The sequence below is a fragment of the Roseovarius halophilus (ex Wu et al. 2025) genome (assembly GCF_047086965.1).
Map to the genome: position 1 here is coordinate 1 of NZ_JBKOTX010000146.1, position 15,115 is coordinate 15,115.

The following is a 15,115-nucleotide window of genomic DNA, read 5'->3' on the forward strand; positions in this document are numbered from 1 at the left end:
TCAGCATGTCGATCTCCCGTCTCGCAACTCGTTCAAAACAGATCGTGCCATGAAAAGCGCAGATCGACGAGGGGCTATGTGATCATCCGGGATGGAACACCTACCTCACGCGCAGGGCGTTCAGGGACACGGTGATCGAGCTGGCCGACATGGCCAGCGCCGCGATCAGGGGCGAACACAGGCCCGCCACCGCCAACGGCACCGCAATGATATTGTACCAGGTGGCCACTGTGAAGTTCTCGCGGATGCGGCGGACACTGCGCCCGGCGGTCGAGATGGCCTCGGGCAGGGGGCCCAGGGTCGACCCCAGAAGCACGATGTCCGAGGCCACCCGCGCCGCGTCCAGCGCCGAAGCCGGCGAGATCGAGGCATGAGCGGCGGTCAGGGCTGCAGTGTCGTTCAGCCCGTCACCCACCATCAGGACCTTGGCGCCCTCGTCACTCAGGGCCTCGATGCGGGCCGCCTTGTCGGCGGGCAGGGCCTCGGCTGTCCAGTCCTCGATGCCCAGCGTCCCGGCCAGCGACTGCGCCGCCTGGGGGCTGTCGCCGGACATCAGGATGACGCGCAGGCCCTTCCGTTTCAATGCCGCGACGGTCTCGGCGGCCCCCTCGCGCAGCCGGTCGGTGAACAGCAAGCTCCTCGGTGTGTCTTCGCCAACCCGCAGCCAGGCGGCGGTCTGGTCCACCGACCCGCCCCCAACCCAGGCGGCCCGGCCCAGCCGCACGGTGCGGCCCTGCCAGATACCTTCCGTGCCGTGGCCCGGCACTTCGGCAACGTCGGTGACGTCGGCCGGGGCGACCCCGGCATCGCGGGCCGCCTGCACGATGGCCTTGGACAGTGGATGCGACGACCCCTCGGCCAGGGCCAGGGCGATTTGCAGGTCGCGCGGCGGTAGCGTTTCGATATTGGTCAGGACGGGGGTGCCCGCCGTCAGCGTGCCGGTCTTGTCGAACATGACCATGTCGACCTGGGCCAGGCGTTCCAGGGCGGTCGCATTCTTGATCAACAATCCGTGCCGGAACAGGCGCCCCGAGGCGGCTGTCGTGACAGCCGGAACCGCAAGGCCAAGGGCACAGGGGCAGGTGATGATGAGCACGGCAGCGGCGATGTTGAGCGCCACGCGCAGGTCGCCCGAGTAGACAAGCCACCCCACGAAGGCCAGCGCCGAGAGGATATGCACCCCAGGGGCATAGAGCTTGGCCGCCTTGTCGGCCAGCGAGGTATAGCGCGAGCGCCCGGATTCCGCGACCGCCACCAGATCGGCCATGCGGTGCAGAGAGGTGTCGCGGCCCACGGCGCTGGCGCGGATCACCAGAGGGCCTGTCAGGTTGACTTCGCCCGCGCTGACCGCGCGGCCGGGTTCGGCATAGACGGGCACGGTTTCGCCGGTCAGCAGCGACCGGTCGAGTTCCGAGGTGCCCGTGGTGATTTCCCCGTCCACGGGCATTCGCGCCCCCGCGTGAACGCGGATCAGGTCGCCCACGGCGAGGGTCGAGACGTCGACCTTCTCGTCGCCGTCGCCCGTCACGCGCCAGGCCTTCGGCACCTCCAGCGCGGCCAGTTCGCGGGCAGCAGAGCGCGCGACGGACCGGGTGCGGTGATCCAGGTAGCGCCCCGTAAGCAGGAAGAAGGTCAGCGCGATGGCGGCGTCGAAATAGGCGTGTTCGCCGGACAGTGACGTTTCCCAGAGCGATGTGACCAGCGCCAGAAGGATCGCCAGCGAGATCGGCACGTCCATGTTCAGGTGCCCGGCGCGCAGGGCGGTCCAGGCGTTGCGAAAGAAGGGCTGCGCCGAAAAGGCCACGGCCGGCATCACGATGGCGGCGGAAATCCAGTGGAACAGGTCGCGCGTGGCGCCCTCGGCCCCCGACCAGACCGCGACGCTCAGCAGCATCACGTTCATCGAGGCAAAACCGGCCACGGCGAGGCGCATCAGCAGATCGCTTCCGGCGCGGTCGGCGGCATCGCTCGACAGGGTCGCGGAATCGAGAACGTGGGCCTCGTAGCCGAGGCGCTCCACATCGGCGGCGATATCGGCCGCATCTGTGCCGGGGGCGGCATGAACCGTGGCACGCTTGCGGGTCAGGTTGACCCGGGCGTCGCGGACATGGGGCAGGGCCAGAAGCCCCTGTTCGACCGTGTTGATGCAACTGGCGCAGTGGATCGTCGGCAAGGAGACCAGGATCGTCTCATCGGCGTCCGCAGCCTGTTGCCGCGCATGTTGCGCGGCGACGCTGGCCATGGAACAGCCCGGGCAGGCCGCGGCCCCGGTTTCGAAATCGGTGCTTGCCATCACTCCACCAGGACCACCACACGCTGGTGGAAGTCCGTTCCGTCCGGGGCCACGGCCTCGAGCCGCAGGTTCCAGTTGCCCTCCGCGGTTTCGACCGGGGCAACATAGGACTCGCCGTTGAACTCGAAATCCGGGGTCTGGTCATCGCGGACCGAGGTGGCCCGGCCGAAGGTGCCGCCCAGGCTCTGTACCTCAACCGGCGCGCCCTCAGCGTCGGTGATGCTGAGCGTCAGCATCTCGTCACGCACCACGGCATCCACGGTCCAGTCCAGGGCAAGCTGAGCCGCGCGTTCTTCATCCCAGTTCTGGCTGGCGACGTAGGAGTTCTCGACCTCCAGCCCCGGAAAGGTGCGCACGGCAGAGACGGCCAGCGTGATGTTGACCCCGATGATCAGGCCGAACGCCAGCACGAACCCGGTCAGTACCTTGCGGCCGGTGATAACCATTATCTGCTCTCCAATCCGTTGAAGTGGGTGTCCTCATGGGTGCGCTCGTTGCTTTCCAGATCCTGGACCCAGATGCGGAAGTCCGTGCGGGTGTCCTGGGCCGCCTCGGACCCGGCCGGCGCGGTGACATAGACCCGCTGAATCAGCATCTCGTCGGCCTCGACCTGCACGGTCTCGTAAGGCGTGCCCTCGATCTGCAGGTAAAGCCTCGGATCGCCCGTAACCGTGATCCGGAAGGGGCGGTCATCGCCGGTCATGTTGCGCAGGCGCAGTTCGTAGGTGTTGCGCACCGAGCCGTCCGACATCTGGTCGAACAGCGGGTTGCGCTCGGCCCGGACGGTCAGGTCGATCTCGGAGCGCACGAAGAGCGCCACGACCAGCCCCACGCCCACTGCTGCCCAGAGCGAGGAATAAAGCACGGTGCGCGGCCGGAAGATGTGGCGCCATAAGTCCTTGGCCTGGCCGCCGGCGCGTTCGACCTCTTCGTCGCGCAGGGTGAAATAGTCGATCAATCCGCGCGGCTTGCCGATCTTTTCCATCACCTCGTCGCAGGCGTCGATGCACAGGCCGCAGGTGATGCAGGCCAGCTGCTGGCCGTCGCGGATGTCGATGCCCGTGGGGCAGACATTGACACAGGCATTGCAGTCGATGCAGTCGCCCAGGCCCTCGCGGGTCTTGCCCTTGCCGCGCGGTTCGCCGCGCCATTCGCGATAGCCGATGGTGATCGTGTCCTCGTCCATCATCGCGGCCTGGATCCGGGGCCAGGGGCAGGCGTAGATGCAGACCTGTTCCCGCGCGATGCCGCCCATGAAGACCGTGGTGAAGGTCAGGATACCCATGGTCGTGTAGGCGATGGGGTGTGCCTGCCCGGTCACGAGGTTCTGCAACAGGGTCGGCGCGTCGGCGAAATAAAAGATCCAGGCCCCGCCCGTGGCCAGCCCGATCAACAGCCAGACGACGTATTTCGCGGCCCGCTTGCGGATCTTTTCCGTGTCCCACGTCTTTTTCCACAGACGGACGCGCGCGTTGCGGTCGCCCTCGATCCAGCGTTCGGTGAGAATGAACAGGTCTGTCCAGACGGTCTGCGGGCAGGTGTAGCCGCACCAGACCCGCCCCAGCGCCGAGGTGAACAGGAACAACCCCAGCCCCGCCATGATCAGCAGCCCGGCGATGAAATAGAATTCATGCGGCCAGATCTCGATCCAGAAGAAGAAAAAGCGCCGGTTCGCCATGTCGACCAGAACCGCCTGGTCAGGCAGCGACGGGCCCCGGTCCCAGCGAATCCAGGGCGTCAGGTAGTAGATGCCCAGAGTCACCGCCATGATCCACCATTTGAGGGTGCGGAACTTGCCCTTCACCCGGCGCGGAAAGACCGGTTCGCGCTTGGCGTAAAGCGACTGTTCTTCGCTCGAACTCATGGAATCATCCTGTTGGTGACTGTTCGCGTGGGAACAGGTTTCGCCGATATGACCAAGACGTGGCTTTGACCTGAATCAACCGAAAAGCCGTAGCTGCGGCTCTGGTTTCACCTTCGCATGTATGCACGGCCTTTGCCCCGCGCGAGGCCGGCGCGCTGCGACACTTTGCAACGCCGCCGGGCCGCGCAAGTCCCCCAGGGCGGGTCGGCCCCCAGGGGATTAGCCCTCCCAACCGGGAAGGGGCGAACCCGGGGGAATGCGCGAACAGGTCCCGGGTCCGCCCGTGCCGGAAGCCGCTGCAGGGCCCCCGGCACATCACTTACTGGCCGCCGCCCAGCTGATGGACGTAGACGGCCACGGCATTGACCTCGTCGGGGCTGAGGCCCGCGCCGGTGCGGTGGTCCTCGGACCAGGCCGGCATGACGCCGAAGCGCGAGTTCATCACCGTCTCGGTCACGCTGTCCTCGTCGCCGCCGTACAGCCAGATGGCATCGGTCAGGTTTGGGGCGCCGACGAAGGGGTCGCCCCTGCCCTCGGCCCCGTGGCAGGAGGAACAGTTCATCTCGAAGACTGCGGCCCCCGCGTCGGCCAGCGCCGCGTCGGTTTCGTTGCCCGACAACGACAGGACGTATTGGACCACCTGGTCCACCTCTTCAGGGGGAAGGATGTCGCCGAAGGCGGGCATCTGAGACCAGCGTGCATCGGGCGATTGCTCGTTGCGGATGCCGTGGGCGACGGTGAAGGCGATCTCGTCCACCGCACCGCCCCAGAGCCAGGCATCGTCGCGCAGGTTGGGATAGCCGTTTGCCGGGGCCACGCCATTGGCGCCCGACCCGTGACACTGGGAACAATTGGCGGCGAAGACCGCCCGGCCACCGTTGACCGCGTAGCTATAGACATCGCTGTCGCGGTTGTCGACAAGCGTGGCAAGGTCCGCATCGGCCAGTTCCGTGCGCAGCGCGGCGTTCTGTTCGTTCACCGCCGCGATGTCCTCGGCCACGTTGGCGCGGGTCGAGTACCCCAGCAGACCGGCGGTCGAACTCTTGATGCCGGGCCAGGCCGGATAGGCGATGGAATAGCCGATCGCCCAAACGATCGTGGCGTAGAAGACCCAGACCCACCACCGCGGTAGCGGATTGTTCAATTCCTCGATGCCATCCCACTCGTGACCGGTGGTCTCGACACCATCATATTTTTGCTTTTCACTCATTTCTGACCCTCCGGGTCGGTGGTTGCGTCCTGCGACCGGTCGCCATCGTCCTCCGCGGGGGCGTCCTCGTGGCGGAAAATGGTATTGGCCGCGTCCTCGTGCACCCGGCGCGACCCGGGCCGGAAGGCCCAGACCCAGGTCCCGAGGAAGAAGATGAACAGCGCCAGAAGCATCCAGCTGTCTGCGAATTGGCGAAGCAGGGAATAGGTTTCCATCGGTCTCTCCTCAGCGCGGCATCGCGGCTTCTTCGGGCGTGAAGGTCGAGAAATCGACCAGCGTGCCGAGCATCTGCAGATAGGCCACAAGGGCGTCCATCTCGGTCACGGCCTCCTGCCCATCATAATTGCGCGCCACGATGGTGTTGCGCGGTTCGCGGTCGTCGTCGGGATTGTCGTCTGTGATGTAGCGCGCCACCAGCCCGTCATAGCCCTCCGAGGCGGGGTCGAGCTGGGCGTGAAAGTCCGCCTCCACATTCTCGATCATCTCGTCGGTGTAGGGCACGCCCACCATGGCCTGCGCGCGCAGCAGGTCGTCCATGTGCTCGGGCGTGATCTCCGCCTCCATGAGGTAGGCGTAGGGCGGCATCACGGATTCCGGCACCACGGCCTGCGGGTCCATCAGGTGATCGACGTGCCAGGCATCCGAATAGCGCCCGCCGACGCGGGCCAGGTCCGGCCCCGTCCGCTTGGAGCCCCACTGGAACGGGTGGTCATACATCGACTCGGCCGCCAGCGAGTAGTGCCCGTAGCGCTCGACCTCGTCGCGCATGGGGCGGATCATCTGGCTGTGGCAAACATAACAGCCCTCACGGACGTAGATTTCCCGGCCCGCCAGTTCCAGCGGGGTGTAGGGACGCACGCCCTCCACTTCCTCGATCGTGTTCTCGAGGTAGAACAGCGGCGCGATCTGGACGATACCGCCGACGGTCACCACCAGGAAACTGCAGACCAGCAGCAGCGTGGCGTGTTTCTCCAGCACCTTGTGCTTGTCGAGAATGGACATTTCTCGGTCTCCTTATTCGGCGGGGGTGGCGGCGGCTGTGGCAGAGACTTGCTTCTGCCCGCGGACCGTCATCCAAAGGTTGTAGCACATGATCAGCGCACCGGTGAGGTAGAGCACCCCGCCCAGGCCGCGCACCACGTACATCGGGAACTTGGCGCTGACCGTGTCGGCGAAGGAGTTCACCAGGAAGCCCTGCGCGTCGACTTCACGCCACATCAGGCCTTCCATGATGCCCGTGACCCACATCGAGGCCGCGTAGAGCACGATGCCGATGGTGGCGAGCCAGAAGTGCCAGTTGACCAGGGACAGGCTGTAGAGCCGGGCGCGGTTCCACAGGCGCGGCGTCAGGAAGTAGAGCGCGCCGAAGGTGATCATCCCGTTCCAGCCCAGGGCGCCGGAATGGACGTGGCCGATGGTCCAGTCGGTGTAGTGCGACAGCGAGTTGACCGCGCGGATCGACATCATCGGCCCTTCGAATGTCGACATGCCGTAGAAGCCGATCGAGATGACCATCATGCGGATGATCGGGTCGGTGCGGATCTTGTCCCAGGCGCCCGAGAGCGTCATCAGCCCGTTGATCATGCCGCCCCAGGAGGGCATCCAGAGCACGACCGAGAACACCATGCCCAGGGTAGAGGCCCAGTCGGGCAGCGCCGTGTAGTGCAGGTGGTGCGGACCGGCCCAGATGTAGATGAAGATCAGCGCCCAGAAGTGGATGATCGACAGTTTGTAGCTGAACACAGGCCGTTCGGCCTGCTTGGGCACGAAGTAATACATCATGCCAAGGAAGCCTGCGGTCAGGAAGAAGCCCACCGCGTTGTGGCCATACCACCATTGGGTCATGGCGTCCTGCACCCCGGCCATGGCACTGATCGAGCGGGACCCGACCAGCGAGACCGGAATCGCCAGGTTGTTGACCACGTGCAGCATGGCGACTGTCACGATGAAGGACAGGTAGAACCAGTTTGCCACGTAGATGTGGGGTTCGCGGCGCTTGATGATCGTGCCCAGGAAGACACCGAGGTAGGCGACCCAGACGATGGTCAGCCAGAGGTCCACGTACCATTCGGGTTCGGCATATTCACGCGACTGGGTGGCCCCCATCAGGTAGCCGGTCGCGGCCAGAACGATGAACAGCTGATACCCCCAGAAGACGAACCACGCGGCATTGCCGCCCCAGAGCCGGGCGGCACTGGTGCGTTGCACGACATAGAAGGACGACGCGATCAGGGCGTTACCTCCGAAGGCGAAGATCACGGCCGATGTGTGCAGCGGACGCAGGCGACCGAAGTTGCCGTAGCCTTGCAGGAAATCGAAGTTGAGCTGCGGAAAGGCCAGCTGGAAGGCGATGAACGTCCCCACCAGGAACCCTGCGATACCCCAGAAGGCCGTGGCGATGACGCCGGCGCGCACAACCCCGTCCATGTATCCGGACGGCGCCGGTCTCTCGTCCCCCGCGGTTCTCACCGTATAAATGAACAAACCGGCGGCGACGGCCATGACGATCAATGCGTGCACCTGAAAAGCCAGGTCCCTCGCAAAGTTCGCCGCCACTGCGGCCATCAGGGCAGTAATGCCCAGGACCGCGATCTTGATCCAATCCCACATGACGTGCGTTCCCTTCGTTGGCCCGGGCGCGACAGATCGGAAACGTCCGGGCAGATACTTATGCTTCCGGGGTGTCCCATTTCGAGAGAGCCAGAGCCTTGATCCATGTCAAGTAAATCCGGGCGCTGGGTTGTTAGAGATGAAAGCGTTCAATGCTCACGACCGCCCGATGGATCGGCGTGCCAGACCCGAGGATCCGCCATGGCCTACAAGACTATTTCCCTGATCGTGACTGATTCAGTCGCCGATGCGCCCGCCCTGACCGCCGCTGCCGAAATCGCCGTGCGCGAGCGGGCTCATCTGGATGTCCATGCGCTGGGGATCGACCCCGCCCACTACGAGGCCATGCCGGTGGGCACCGCTGCCGTGGTGCTGGACCCCGGCACGGACGAGGCGCGCCAGAGCGCCGATGATCTTGTCGCATGGGCCGAGGGTGTGCTTGCCACCTATGACCTGTCCGCTGTGGTGGCCCCGGCCGTGGTGACGACGATGGGCCTCGACGGCACCGTAGCGCGCTTGGCCCGCTACGCCGACCTTGTCGTGGCGGCCCAGCCCTACGGCGAGGGGGCGAGCCAGCTTCAGGTCCTGACGCTGGAGGCCGCGCTCTTCGGTACGGGGGCGCCGGTCATGGTCGTGCCGCGGGCCGCCTGCGATTTCACAGAGCCCCTGGACCGAGCCATGATCGCCTGGGACGAAAGTGACGAATGCCTGGAGGCCGTGCGCAAGGCGCTGCCGGTGCTGCGCGAGGCCGACCACACCGATATCGTCATGGTCGATCCACCCAGCCATTCGCCCGAACGTTCGGACCCCGGTGGTGTGCTTTGCCTGATGCTGGCCCGGCAGGGGGTGAAATCCGAGGTTTCGATCCTTGCCAAGACGCTGCCGCGGGTCTCGGGGGTGCTGAACCGCTTCGTGACCGAGCACGGCACCGAGATGATCATAATGGGGGCCTATGGCCATTCGCGCATGCGCGAGGCCGTTCTGGGCGGCCCCACCCGCGAAATGCTGGAAACGGCCACCGTGCCGATTCTGATGGCCCATTGATCACGATGACGGATACCGCCGCGGCACTTCGTTCTCGGTCCGCCCGGTCAGGCGATCAGGCCGCCGTCCATGTCGTCGCCGGTCTCCTCCATCAGGGCGGGCATGTCGGGCACGATGATGCGACGCTTGCCGTCCAGCTCGATGACCCCCTCGCGCTTGAGCGCGGAAATCTGGCGGCTGACGGTTTCCAGCGTCAGCCCGAGGTAGTCCGCCATCGCTTCGCGGGTCAGCGGCAGGTCGATGACCACCGAGTCGCCCTGGGCGGCAAATTCCATGCTTTTCTCGCGCCGCGCGATGATCGTCAGCAGGCTCGCGATCTTCTCCCGCGCGGTCTTGCGGCCAAGGATCAGCATCCATTCGCGCGCCGCGTCCAGATCGTCGAGCGTCATTTCCAGAAGCCGTTCCGAAAGATGCGGCGTTTCTGCAAGCTGTTTCTCGAAGGGCCTGCGCCGGAAACAGCACAGCGTGATCTCGGACACCGCCGTGACGTCGTATGGCACCGATGTGCGTCCGGGGCGGCCGACGAAATCGGAAGGCAGCATCAGCCCCACCATCTGGGTGCGCCCGTCCTCCATCGTCTGGCTGAGCGAGGCGACACCGCGCACGACCGATCCGACGAAGGTCAACTCGTCGCCACCCCAGGCAATCGTCTGGCCGGGGGCATAGATGCGGTAATACTTGATCTGGTCCAGCTCCAGCAACTCGTCGTCGGTACAACTGGAACAGACCGCCCGGTGACGGATCGGGCAATCGGCGCAACGGGTATCCGTTGTCGACAGCGAAATAGACACAGCTTTGGTTCCCGTTCGCATGGAGAGCGGGTCAAGCGTAACGCGAACGAATAGGAATTAGCAATGTCATCCATCGACAGACTGAGGCGTTTGGGCCTCTTTGACGCGAGGGCACCTCGCTACACCAGCTACCCGCCCGCCAACCATTTTGACGATAATGTCGGCCCCGCCACCGTGGCAGGATGGTTGCAGGCCGTCCCCTCGGGGGCGCGCGTCTCGCTTTACCTGCATATTCCCTATTGCCGGCGCCTGTGCTGGTTCTGCGCCTGCCGGACCCAGGGCACCAGCACCGACCGTCCGCTGATCCCCTATCTCGACCAATTGCGTGCCGAGATGGCGATCATTGACGCGAACCTGCCGCAGGACGTGGTGCTCAGCCAGGTGCACCTGGGCGGCGGCACGCCGACGCTTCTGCCGCCCAACATGATTCGCGATCTTGGCCGTGACATCGGCGGTTTTCGGCCCTGGGCCGAAGACTGCCAGTTCTCGGTCGAGATCGACCCGACCGAGGTGGACCAGCCGCGGATCGAGGCCCTCAAGGACATCGGTATGACCCGGGCCTCGATCGGTGTGCAGGACTTCGATCCGGTCGTGCAGGAGTGCATCGGCCGCCAGCAGAGCTTCGAGCAGACCCTGGACGTCGTCGATATGCTGCGCGCCGCCGGGGTTCACAGCCTGAACATGGATATTCTTTATGGCCTGCCGCATCAGGACAAGGGGCGCATGGCCGACAGCGTGCAGAAGGTGCTTTCCCTGGCCCCGGACCGGGTGGCACTCTATGGCTATGCTCATGTGCCGTGGATGGCCAAGCGCCAGGCCCTGATCCGTGCCGACGCCCTCCCGGACGCCGAGGAACGCCTGGCGCTTTTCGATACCGCGCGGCGGCTCTTCGTCTGGGACGGCTATCGCGAGATCGGCATCGACCACTATGCCCGCGAGGGCGACACCCTCGCCGAGGCCGATCGCACCGGTACATTGCGGCGCAATTTCCAGGGCTATACGGACGACAATTCGGACCTGCTGATCGGGATGGGGGCTTCGGCCATTTCGCGCTATCCGCAGGGATTCGCGCAGAATCATTCGACCTCCTCGACCTATGCCGGGGCCGTTGCCGAGGGCCGTCTTGCCACGGTGCGTGGCCATGCCATGACCGCCGAGGATCAGCTCAGGTCGGACATGATCGAAATGCTGATGTGTGGATTCGAGCTGGACCTCGACGCGCTGTCGCAGCGCCATGGCCTGTCCGTCACGGCCCTGCGCGACCGCGTCCGCCATATTCCACATGATTTTCCCGACCATGTCGAAGTGCACGGCAACCGCATCCGCCTGACCGAGAACGCCCGCCTCGTCGCGCGGCTGGTGGCGGCCGAGCTGGACGCCTACGCCATGCCGGAGGGGCGCCACTCGCGGGCGCTCTGACATCCTGCGACTTGCCCTCGCCGCCGTCCCGTGCAACCTGACCCCCAGTCAACGAAGGGGGACAACATGCAAACGGGGGTCGTCAGCCTGGTTCTGGCTTATGTGCTCAGCCAGTTCTACCGCGCCTTTCTCGCGGTGCTGGCTCCGGCACTGAAGGCCGACCTCGGCGCGACGCCAGCGGACCTGTCCTATGCCTCAGGCATGTGGTTCGTGGTCTTCGCCGCCATGCAGATACCTGTCGGCGCGGCCCTCGACCGGATCGGCCCGCGGCGCACTGCGGCGGTGCTCTTTGCGCTGGGTGGCGCCGGCGGGGCGCTGGTCTGTGCGCTGGCGCAATCGCCGCTGCACATCGTCTTTGGCATGGTCCTTTTGGGCGTGGGCTGTTCGCCGGTGCTCATGGCCTCCTATTTCATCTTCGCGCGGGTCTATTCGCCGGCCGTTTTCGGAACGCTGGCGGGTGTGGTCCTTGGTGTCGGCTCGTTGGGCAACGTCGCCAGTTCCGTGCCTCTGGCCTGGGCGGCCGAGGCGATTGGTTGGCGCGGGACGCTTTTCGGGCTTGCGGCGATCAGTCTTGCCATCGCGGCGCTGATCGCGGCCTTCGTCACGGACCCGCCGAAGGCCGAGGCGGAAAAGCGCGGCTCGGTGCTCGATATCCTTAAAATCCCTGCCCTGTGGTTGATCCTGCCGCTGATGTTCGTGAACTACGCGCCCTCGGCCGGGACCCGTGGACTCTGGGTTGGGCCCTACATGGCCGATGTCTTTGGCGCGGATGCCGCGCGGATCGGGCTGGTGTCGCTCGTCATGGGGCTGGCCATGATCGCGGGAAATTTCGCTTACGGCCCGCTCGATCGCTGGCTTGGCACCCGCAAATGGGGCATTTTCGGGGGCAACCTGCTGGGTGCTGCGGCCTGTTTCGCGCTGGCGGGCCTGACCACCGGCAACATCTGGACCGTGACGGTCCTGCTAGCGCTGGTGGGGTTCTTCGGCGCGTCCTTCCCGCAGATGATTGCTCATGGCCGTGCCTTTTTTCCCGCGCATCTGACCGGGCGCGGGGTGAGCCTGCTGAACCTGTTCGTCATCGCGGGCGTCGGGGCGATGCAGTTCGTCACCGGCCGGGTCCATGCCGCCCGCGCCGCGGTGGCCGAGACCCCGGCCGACCCCTATGCCACTCTGTTTCTGCTCTATGGTGCGCTGCTTCTGGCGGGGGTGGCGATCTATGCCTTCAGCCGCGACCGGACCGACTAGCCCTTTCAATTTCTGCCCTGCAGCGTTATCAGGCAGGCGATTTCAAGTCAGGAGCCAAAGCCAATGGGCTACAAAGTCGCCGTCGTCGGGGCCACGGGCAACGTGGGCCGGGAAATGCTCAACATCCTGGCGGAGCGCCAGTTTCCAGCTGACGAGGTCGTCGCGCTGGCCAGCCGTCGCTCGCTGGGCACCGAGGTCAGCTATGGCGACGAGACGCTCAAGACCCGCGACCTCGACGCCTTCGATTTCACCGGGTTCGACATCGCGCTTTTCGCCATCGGCTCGGACGCGACCAAGACCTATGCGCCCAAGGCCGCAAAGGCGGGCTGCGTGGTGATCGACAACTCCTCGCTCTACCGCTACGACCCGGATGTGCCGCTGGTGGTGCCGGAAGTGAACCCCGAGGCGGTCGAGGGCTACGCCAAGAAGAACATCATCGCCAATCCCAACTGCTCGACCGCGCAGATGGTCGTCGCGCTCAAGCCGCTGCATGACCGCGCAGGGATCAAGCGCGTTGTCGTCAGCACCTACCAGTCGGTCTCCGGCTCGGGCAAGGATGGCATCGACGAATTGTGGGACCAGACCAAGGCCGTCTACAATCCGACGGACGACTACGAACCCAAGGTCTATCCCAAGCAGATCGCCTTCAACGTGATCCCGCATATCGACGTCTTCCTCGACGATGGATCGACCAAGGAAGAATGGAAGATGGTCGCCGAGACGAAGAAAATCGTCGACCCGTCGATCAAGATCACCGCCACCTGCGTGCGCGTGCCGGTCTTCGTCGGCCATGCCGAGGCCATCAACATCGAGACAGAGGACTTCCTCGACGATGACGAGGCCCGCGACATCCTGCGCGAGGCGCCGGGGATCATGGTGATCGACAAGCGCGAGGACGGCGGCTATGTCACGCCCGTGGAATGCGTCGGCGATTTTGCCACCTTCATCAGTCGCATCCGCCAGGACAGCACCATCGACAACGGCCTGAACTTCTGGTGCGTCAGCGACAACCTGCGCAAGGGCGCAGCGCTGAACGCCGTTCAGATCGCCGAGACCCTTGGCGCGCGCTGCCTGAAAAAGGGCTGAGCGTCCCGCTGAGGGCAGCGCTGGTGCGCGGGGCAGGTTGCCACGGTGGCTCTTGGTGCTGTCTATGGTGCTGGAGGCCACCGTTCATACGCCAGCGCAGCCCCTGACCCACCGCAGCGCCTCGAGAAGAGCGCTAGCATCCGCCTCAAGCGCGTTGATATGCTGTCACGTCGGTAAAGGTGTTTGGTTCTCCGGGCCGGATGGGACCTTTGGCGCTGGTCGCGCGCCAAGGGTGGGAAACCCAGGCTATGCTTCTGGGCTGCTATCATGATATTGTCCAAAGCAGCATGATCAGGACGTTGACGGTATGATGGCAACAACGAAAACGGAAAACGGCACCAGGCATACCGATCTGACCTATGGGCACGCGCCCGGCCGTGCGCGGCATCGTCAGCATCCCCGGGGGGCTTTGCCTACCCCGATCTCTATGCCCCGGCCCTGGCCCCTGTGCACGCCCTGCACAACCCCGCCGATCCGCGCGTGGACATCGCGGCCATACGCGCGGTCGCCGCGCGCGGCGGGCGCTGGGTTGACCTGGTCGAGGCCGCCGAGCAGCAGCACGGACGCATCCGCCTTTACTCGGACGAACCCGCGCGCGACGCATATGCACGTATACTGGGGGTCCTGCGAGGGCTTTGATGCGCCCCGCCTTTAACGCCGATATCACCGCGAAATAGGTACCCTCGACACGCCTGCATCCAGATCCGGTCTTGTCGATGACCGCGTGGTGCACATGGATGGACATCGCCTGGGCACAGGGGCTGTTCTTCGTCAGCAGGTGCCGCCATTTCTTGTCTATCCGCCAAAAAGACGGCCCAGCCCAAGCGGGCTGACCGCCGCTGCCAGTTGCCGCGCCGTGGACCACAAGCGGGCCCGTGTGACCGCACCACCGTCGGCGCACCGATTTGTGCGGGCACGGGCCAGCCGGATAGTGGTTGCAAGACCTTCAGGTTCGATCGCGGGGGCCGCAAAGCGATATGGCCAGGCCGCGTTTCGGGCCGCGCAGGTCTACCGCGGGGCCGCTGCCCGGCGCAGCCGGTCGTTGATCGCCCGGCCCAGGCCGGTTTCGGGGATCGGTGCGACGGCGATGCGGTCGGCCCCCATGGCGTTCAGGTCATGCAGACGCGCAAAGAGCGTCGCCGCCGCCTCGACCATATCGCCGCCGGCCGAAAGCGTCAGGTCGCCGGTCACCGTGCCGAACCCCAGCATGATCTCGCCCGGGCGGGATTCGGTCGCGTTCAGCCGCATGGTGCCGCGGGGGGCGTAGTGCGAGGCCAGTTGCCCCGGCGAGATCGGCTGGCCTGCCTCGCCGCCCACGGGCAGGGGGGCGCCCAAGGCAGCCTCCAGCGCCTCGGCCGGGATGCCGCCCGCGCGCAGCAGCACCGGATCGGGCAGAAAGCCGACGATGGTGCTTTCGACCCCCACCGCGCAGGGTCCGCCCTCCACCACGGCGGCGATCTGGCCCGCCAGACCGTCAAGCACATGCGCGGCGGTCGTGGGGCTGACCTGCCCCGAGGGGTTGGCCGATGGCGCGGCCAGCGGCCCGGTCCGGC

14 protein-coding genes are annotated in these 15,115 nt (G+C 65.6%); 5 read left to right on the plus strand and 9 right to left on the minus strand.

The genetic code is table 11. The annotated features are described in order from the left end of the window. Positions 1–100: 100 nt before the first annotated feature. From ACH107_RS23050 to ccoN, 7 genes are all read right to left on the minus strand, one after another. Entirely contained in the window at positions 101–2,293 is a 2,193-nt protein-coding gene (locus tag ACH107_RS23050) for a heavy metal translocating P-type ATPase (protein ID WP_412507825.1), read from the minus strand. Next, complete coding sequence (locus ACH107_RS23055) at positions 2,293–2,739, minus strand: FixH family protein (protein WP_310691286.1); 447 nt, start codon at positions 2,737–2,739, stop codon at positions 2,293–2,295. Before ACH107_RS23055 ends, ACH107_RS23050 begins: the two co-directional genes overlap by 1 nt. Then, on the minus strand, positions 2,739–4,157 hold the full coding sequence (ccoG, locus tag ACH107_RS23060; RefSeq protein WP_412507827.1) for a cytochrome c oxidase accessory protein CcoG: 1,419 nt from the start codon (positions 4,155–4,157) through the stop codon (positions 2,739–2,741). The genes ACH107_RS23055 and ccoG overlap by 1 nt, the downstream gene beginning before the upstream one ends. 319 nt (positions 4,158–4,476) lie before the next feature. Next, positions 4,477–5,367: a cytochrome-c oxidase, cbb3-type subunit III gene (gene ccoP / locus ACH107_RS23065; RefSeq protein ID WP_310691288.1), complete on the minus strand. Its 891-nt coding sequence runs from the start codon at positions 5,365–5,367 to the stop codon at positions 4,477–4,479. Beyond that, complete coding sequence (locus ACH107_RS23070) at positions 5,364–5,582, minus strand: cbb3-type cytochrome c oxidase subunit 3 (RefSeq protein WP_412507828.1); 219 nt, start codon at positions 5,580–5,582, stop codon at positions 5,364–5,366. Before ACH107_RS23070 ends, ccoP begins: the two co-directional genes overlap by 4 nt. Positions 5,583–5,592: 10 nt before the next feature. Next, on the minus strand, positions 5,593–6,369 hold the full coding sequence (ccoO, locus tag ACH107_RS23075; RefSeq protein WP_310691290.1) for a cytochrome-c oxidase, cbb3-type subunit II: 777 nt from the start codon (positions 6,367–6,369) through the stop codon (positions 5,593–5,595). Positions 6,370–6,381: 12 nt separating this feature from the next. Next, positions 6,382–7,977, minus strand: a complete 1,596-nt coding sequence (gene ccoN, locus ACH107_RS23080) for a cytochrome-c oxidase, cbb3-type subunit I (RefSeq protein ID WP_310691291.1) — start codon at positions 7,975–7,977, stop codon at positions 6,382–6,384. Between the two features lie 201 nt (positions 7,978–8,178). Here ccoN and ACH107_RS23085 point away from each other — a divergent pair, with 201 nt between their 5' ends. After that, positions 8,179–9,021, plus strand: coding sequence for a universal stress protein (locus tag ACH107_RS23085; protein WP_310691292.1), 843 nt, complete (start codon positions 8,179–8,181; stop codon positions 9,019–9,021). Between the two features lie 47 nt (positions 9,022–9,068). Here ACH107_RS23085 and fnrL read toward each other — a convergent pair whose 3' ends face one another. Beyond that, on the minus strand, positions 9,069–9,812 hold the full coding sequence (gene fnrL, locus ACH107_RS23090) for a transcriptional regulator FnrL (RefSeq protein WP_405049847.1): 744 nt from the start codon (positions 9,810–9,812) through the stop codon (positions 9,069–9,071). Between the two features lie 63 nt (positions 9,813–9,875). Between fnrL and hemN the strand changes: the two genes are divergently transcribed. The 4 genes from hemN (at position 9,876) to ACH107_RS23110 (ending at position 14,201) form a co-directional block, all read left to right on the plus strand. Then, positions 9,876–11,231: an oxygen-independent coproporphyrinogen III oxidase gene (gene hemN / locus ACH107_RS23095; RefSeq protein ID WP_412507831.1), complete on the plus strand. Its 1,356-nt coding sequence runs from the start codon at positions 9,876–9,878 to the stop codon at positions 11,229–11,231. A 66-nt stretch (positions 11,232–11,297) separates the two neighbouring features. After that, entirely contained in the window at positions 11,298–12,476 is a 1,179-nt protein-coding gene (locus ACH107_RS23100) for an MFS transporter (protein ID WP_412507833.1), read from the plus strand. 63 nt (positions 12,477–12,539) lie between these two features. Next, positions 12,540–13,562: an aspartate-semialdehyde dehydrogenase gene (locus ACH107_RS23105; protein WP_310691296.1), complete on the plus strand. Its 1,023-nt coding sequence runs from the start codon at positions 12,540–12,542 to the stop codon at positions 13,560–13,562. A gap of 480 nt (positions 13,563–14,042) precedes the next feature. Continuing rightward, complete coding sequence (locus ACH107_RS23110; RefSeq protein ID WP_412507835.1) at positions 14,043–14,201, plus strand: hypothetical protein; 159 nt, start codon at positions 14,043–14,045, stop codon at positions 14,199–14,201. 369 nt (positions 14,202–14,570) lie between these two features. Here ACH107_RS23110 and ACH107_RS23115 read toward each other — a convergent pair. Continuing rightward, on the minus strand, positions 14,571–15,115 hold a 545-nt coding region (locus ACH107_RS23115), incomplete at its 5' end, for an L-threonylcarbamoyladenylate synthase (protein WP_412507837.1).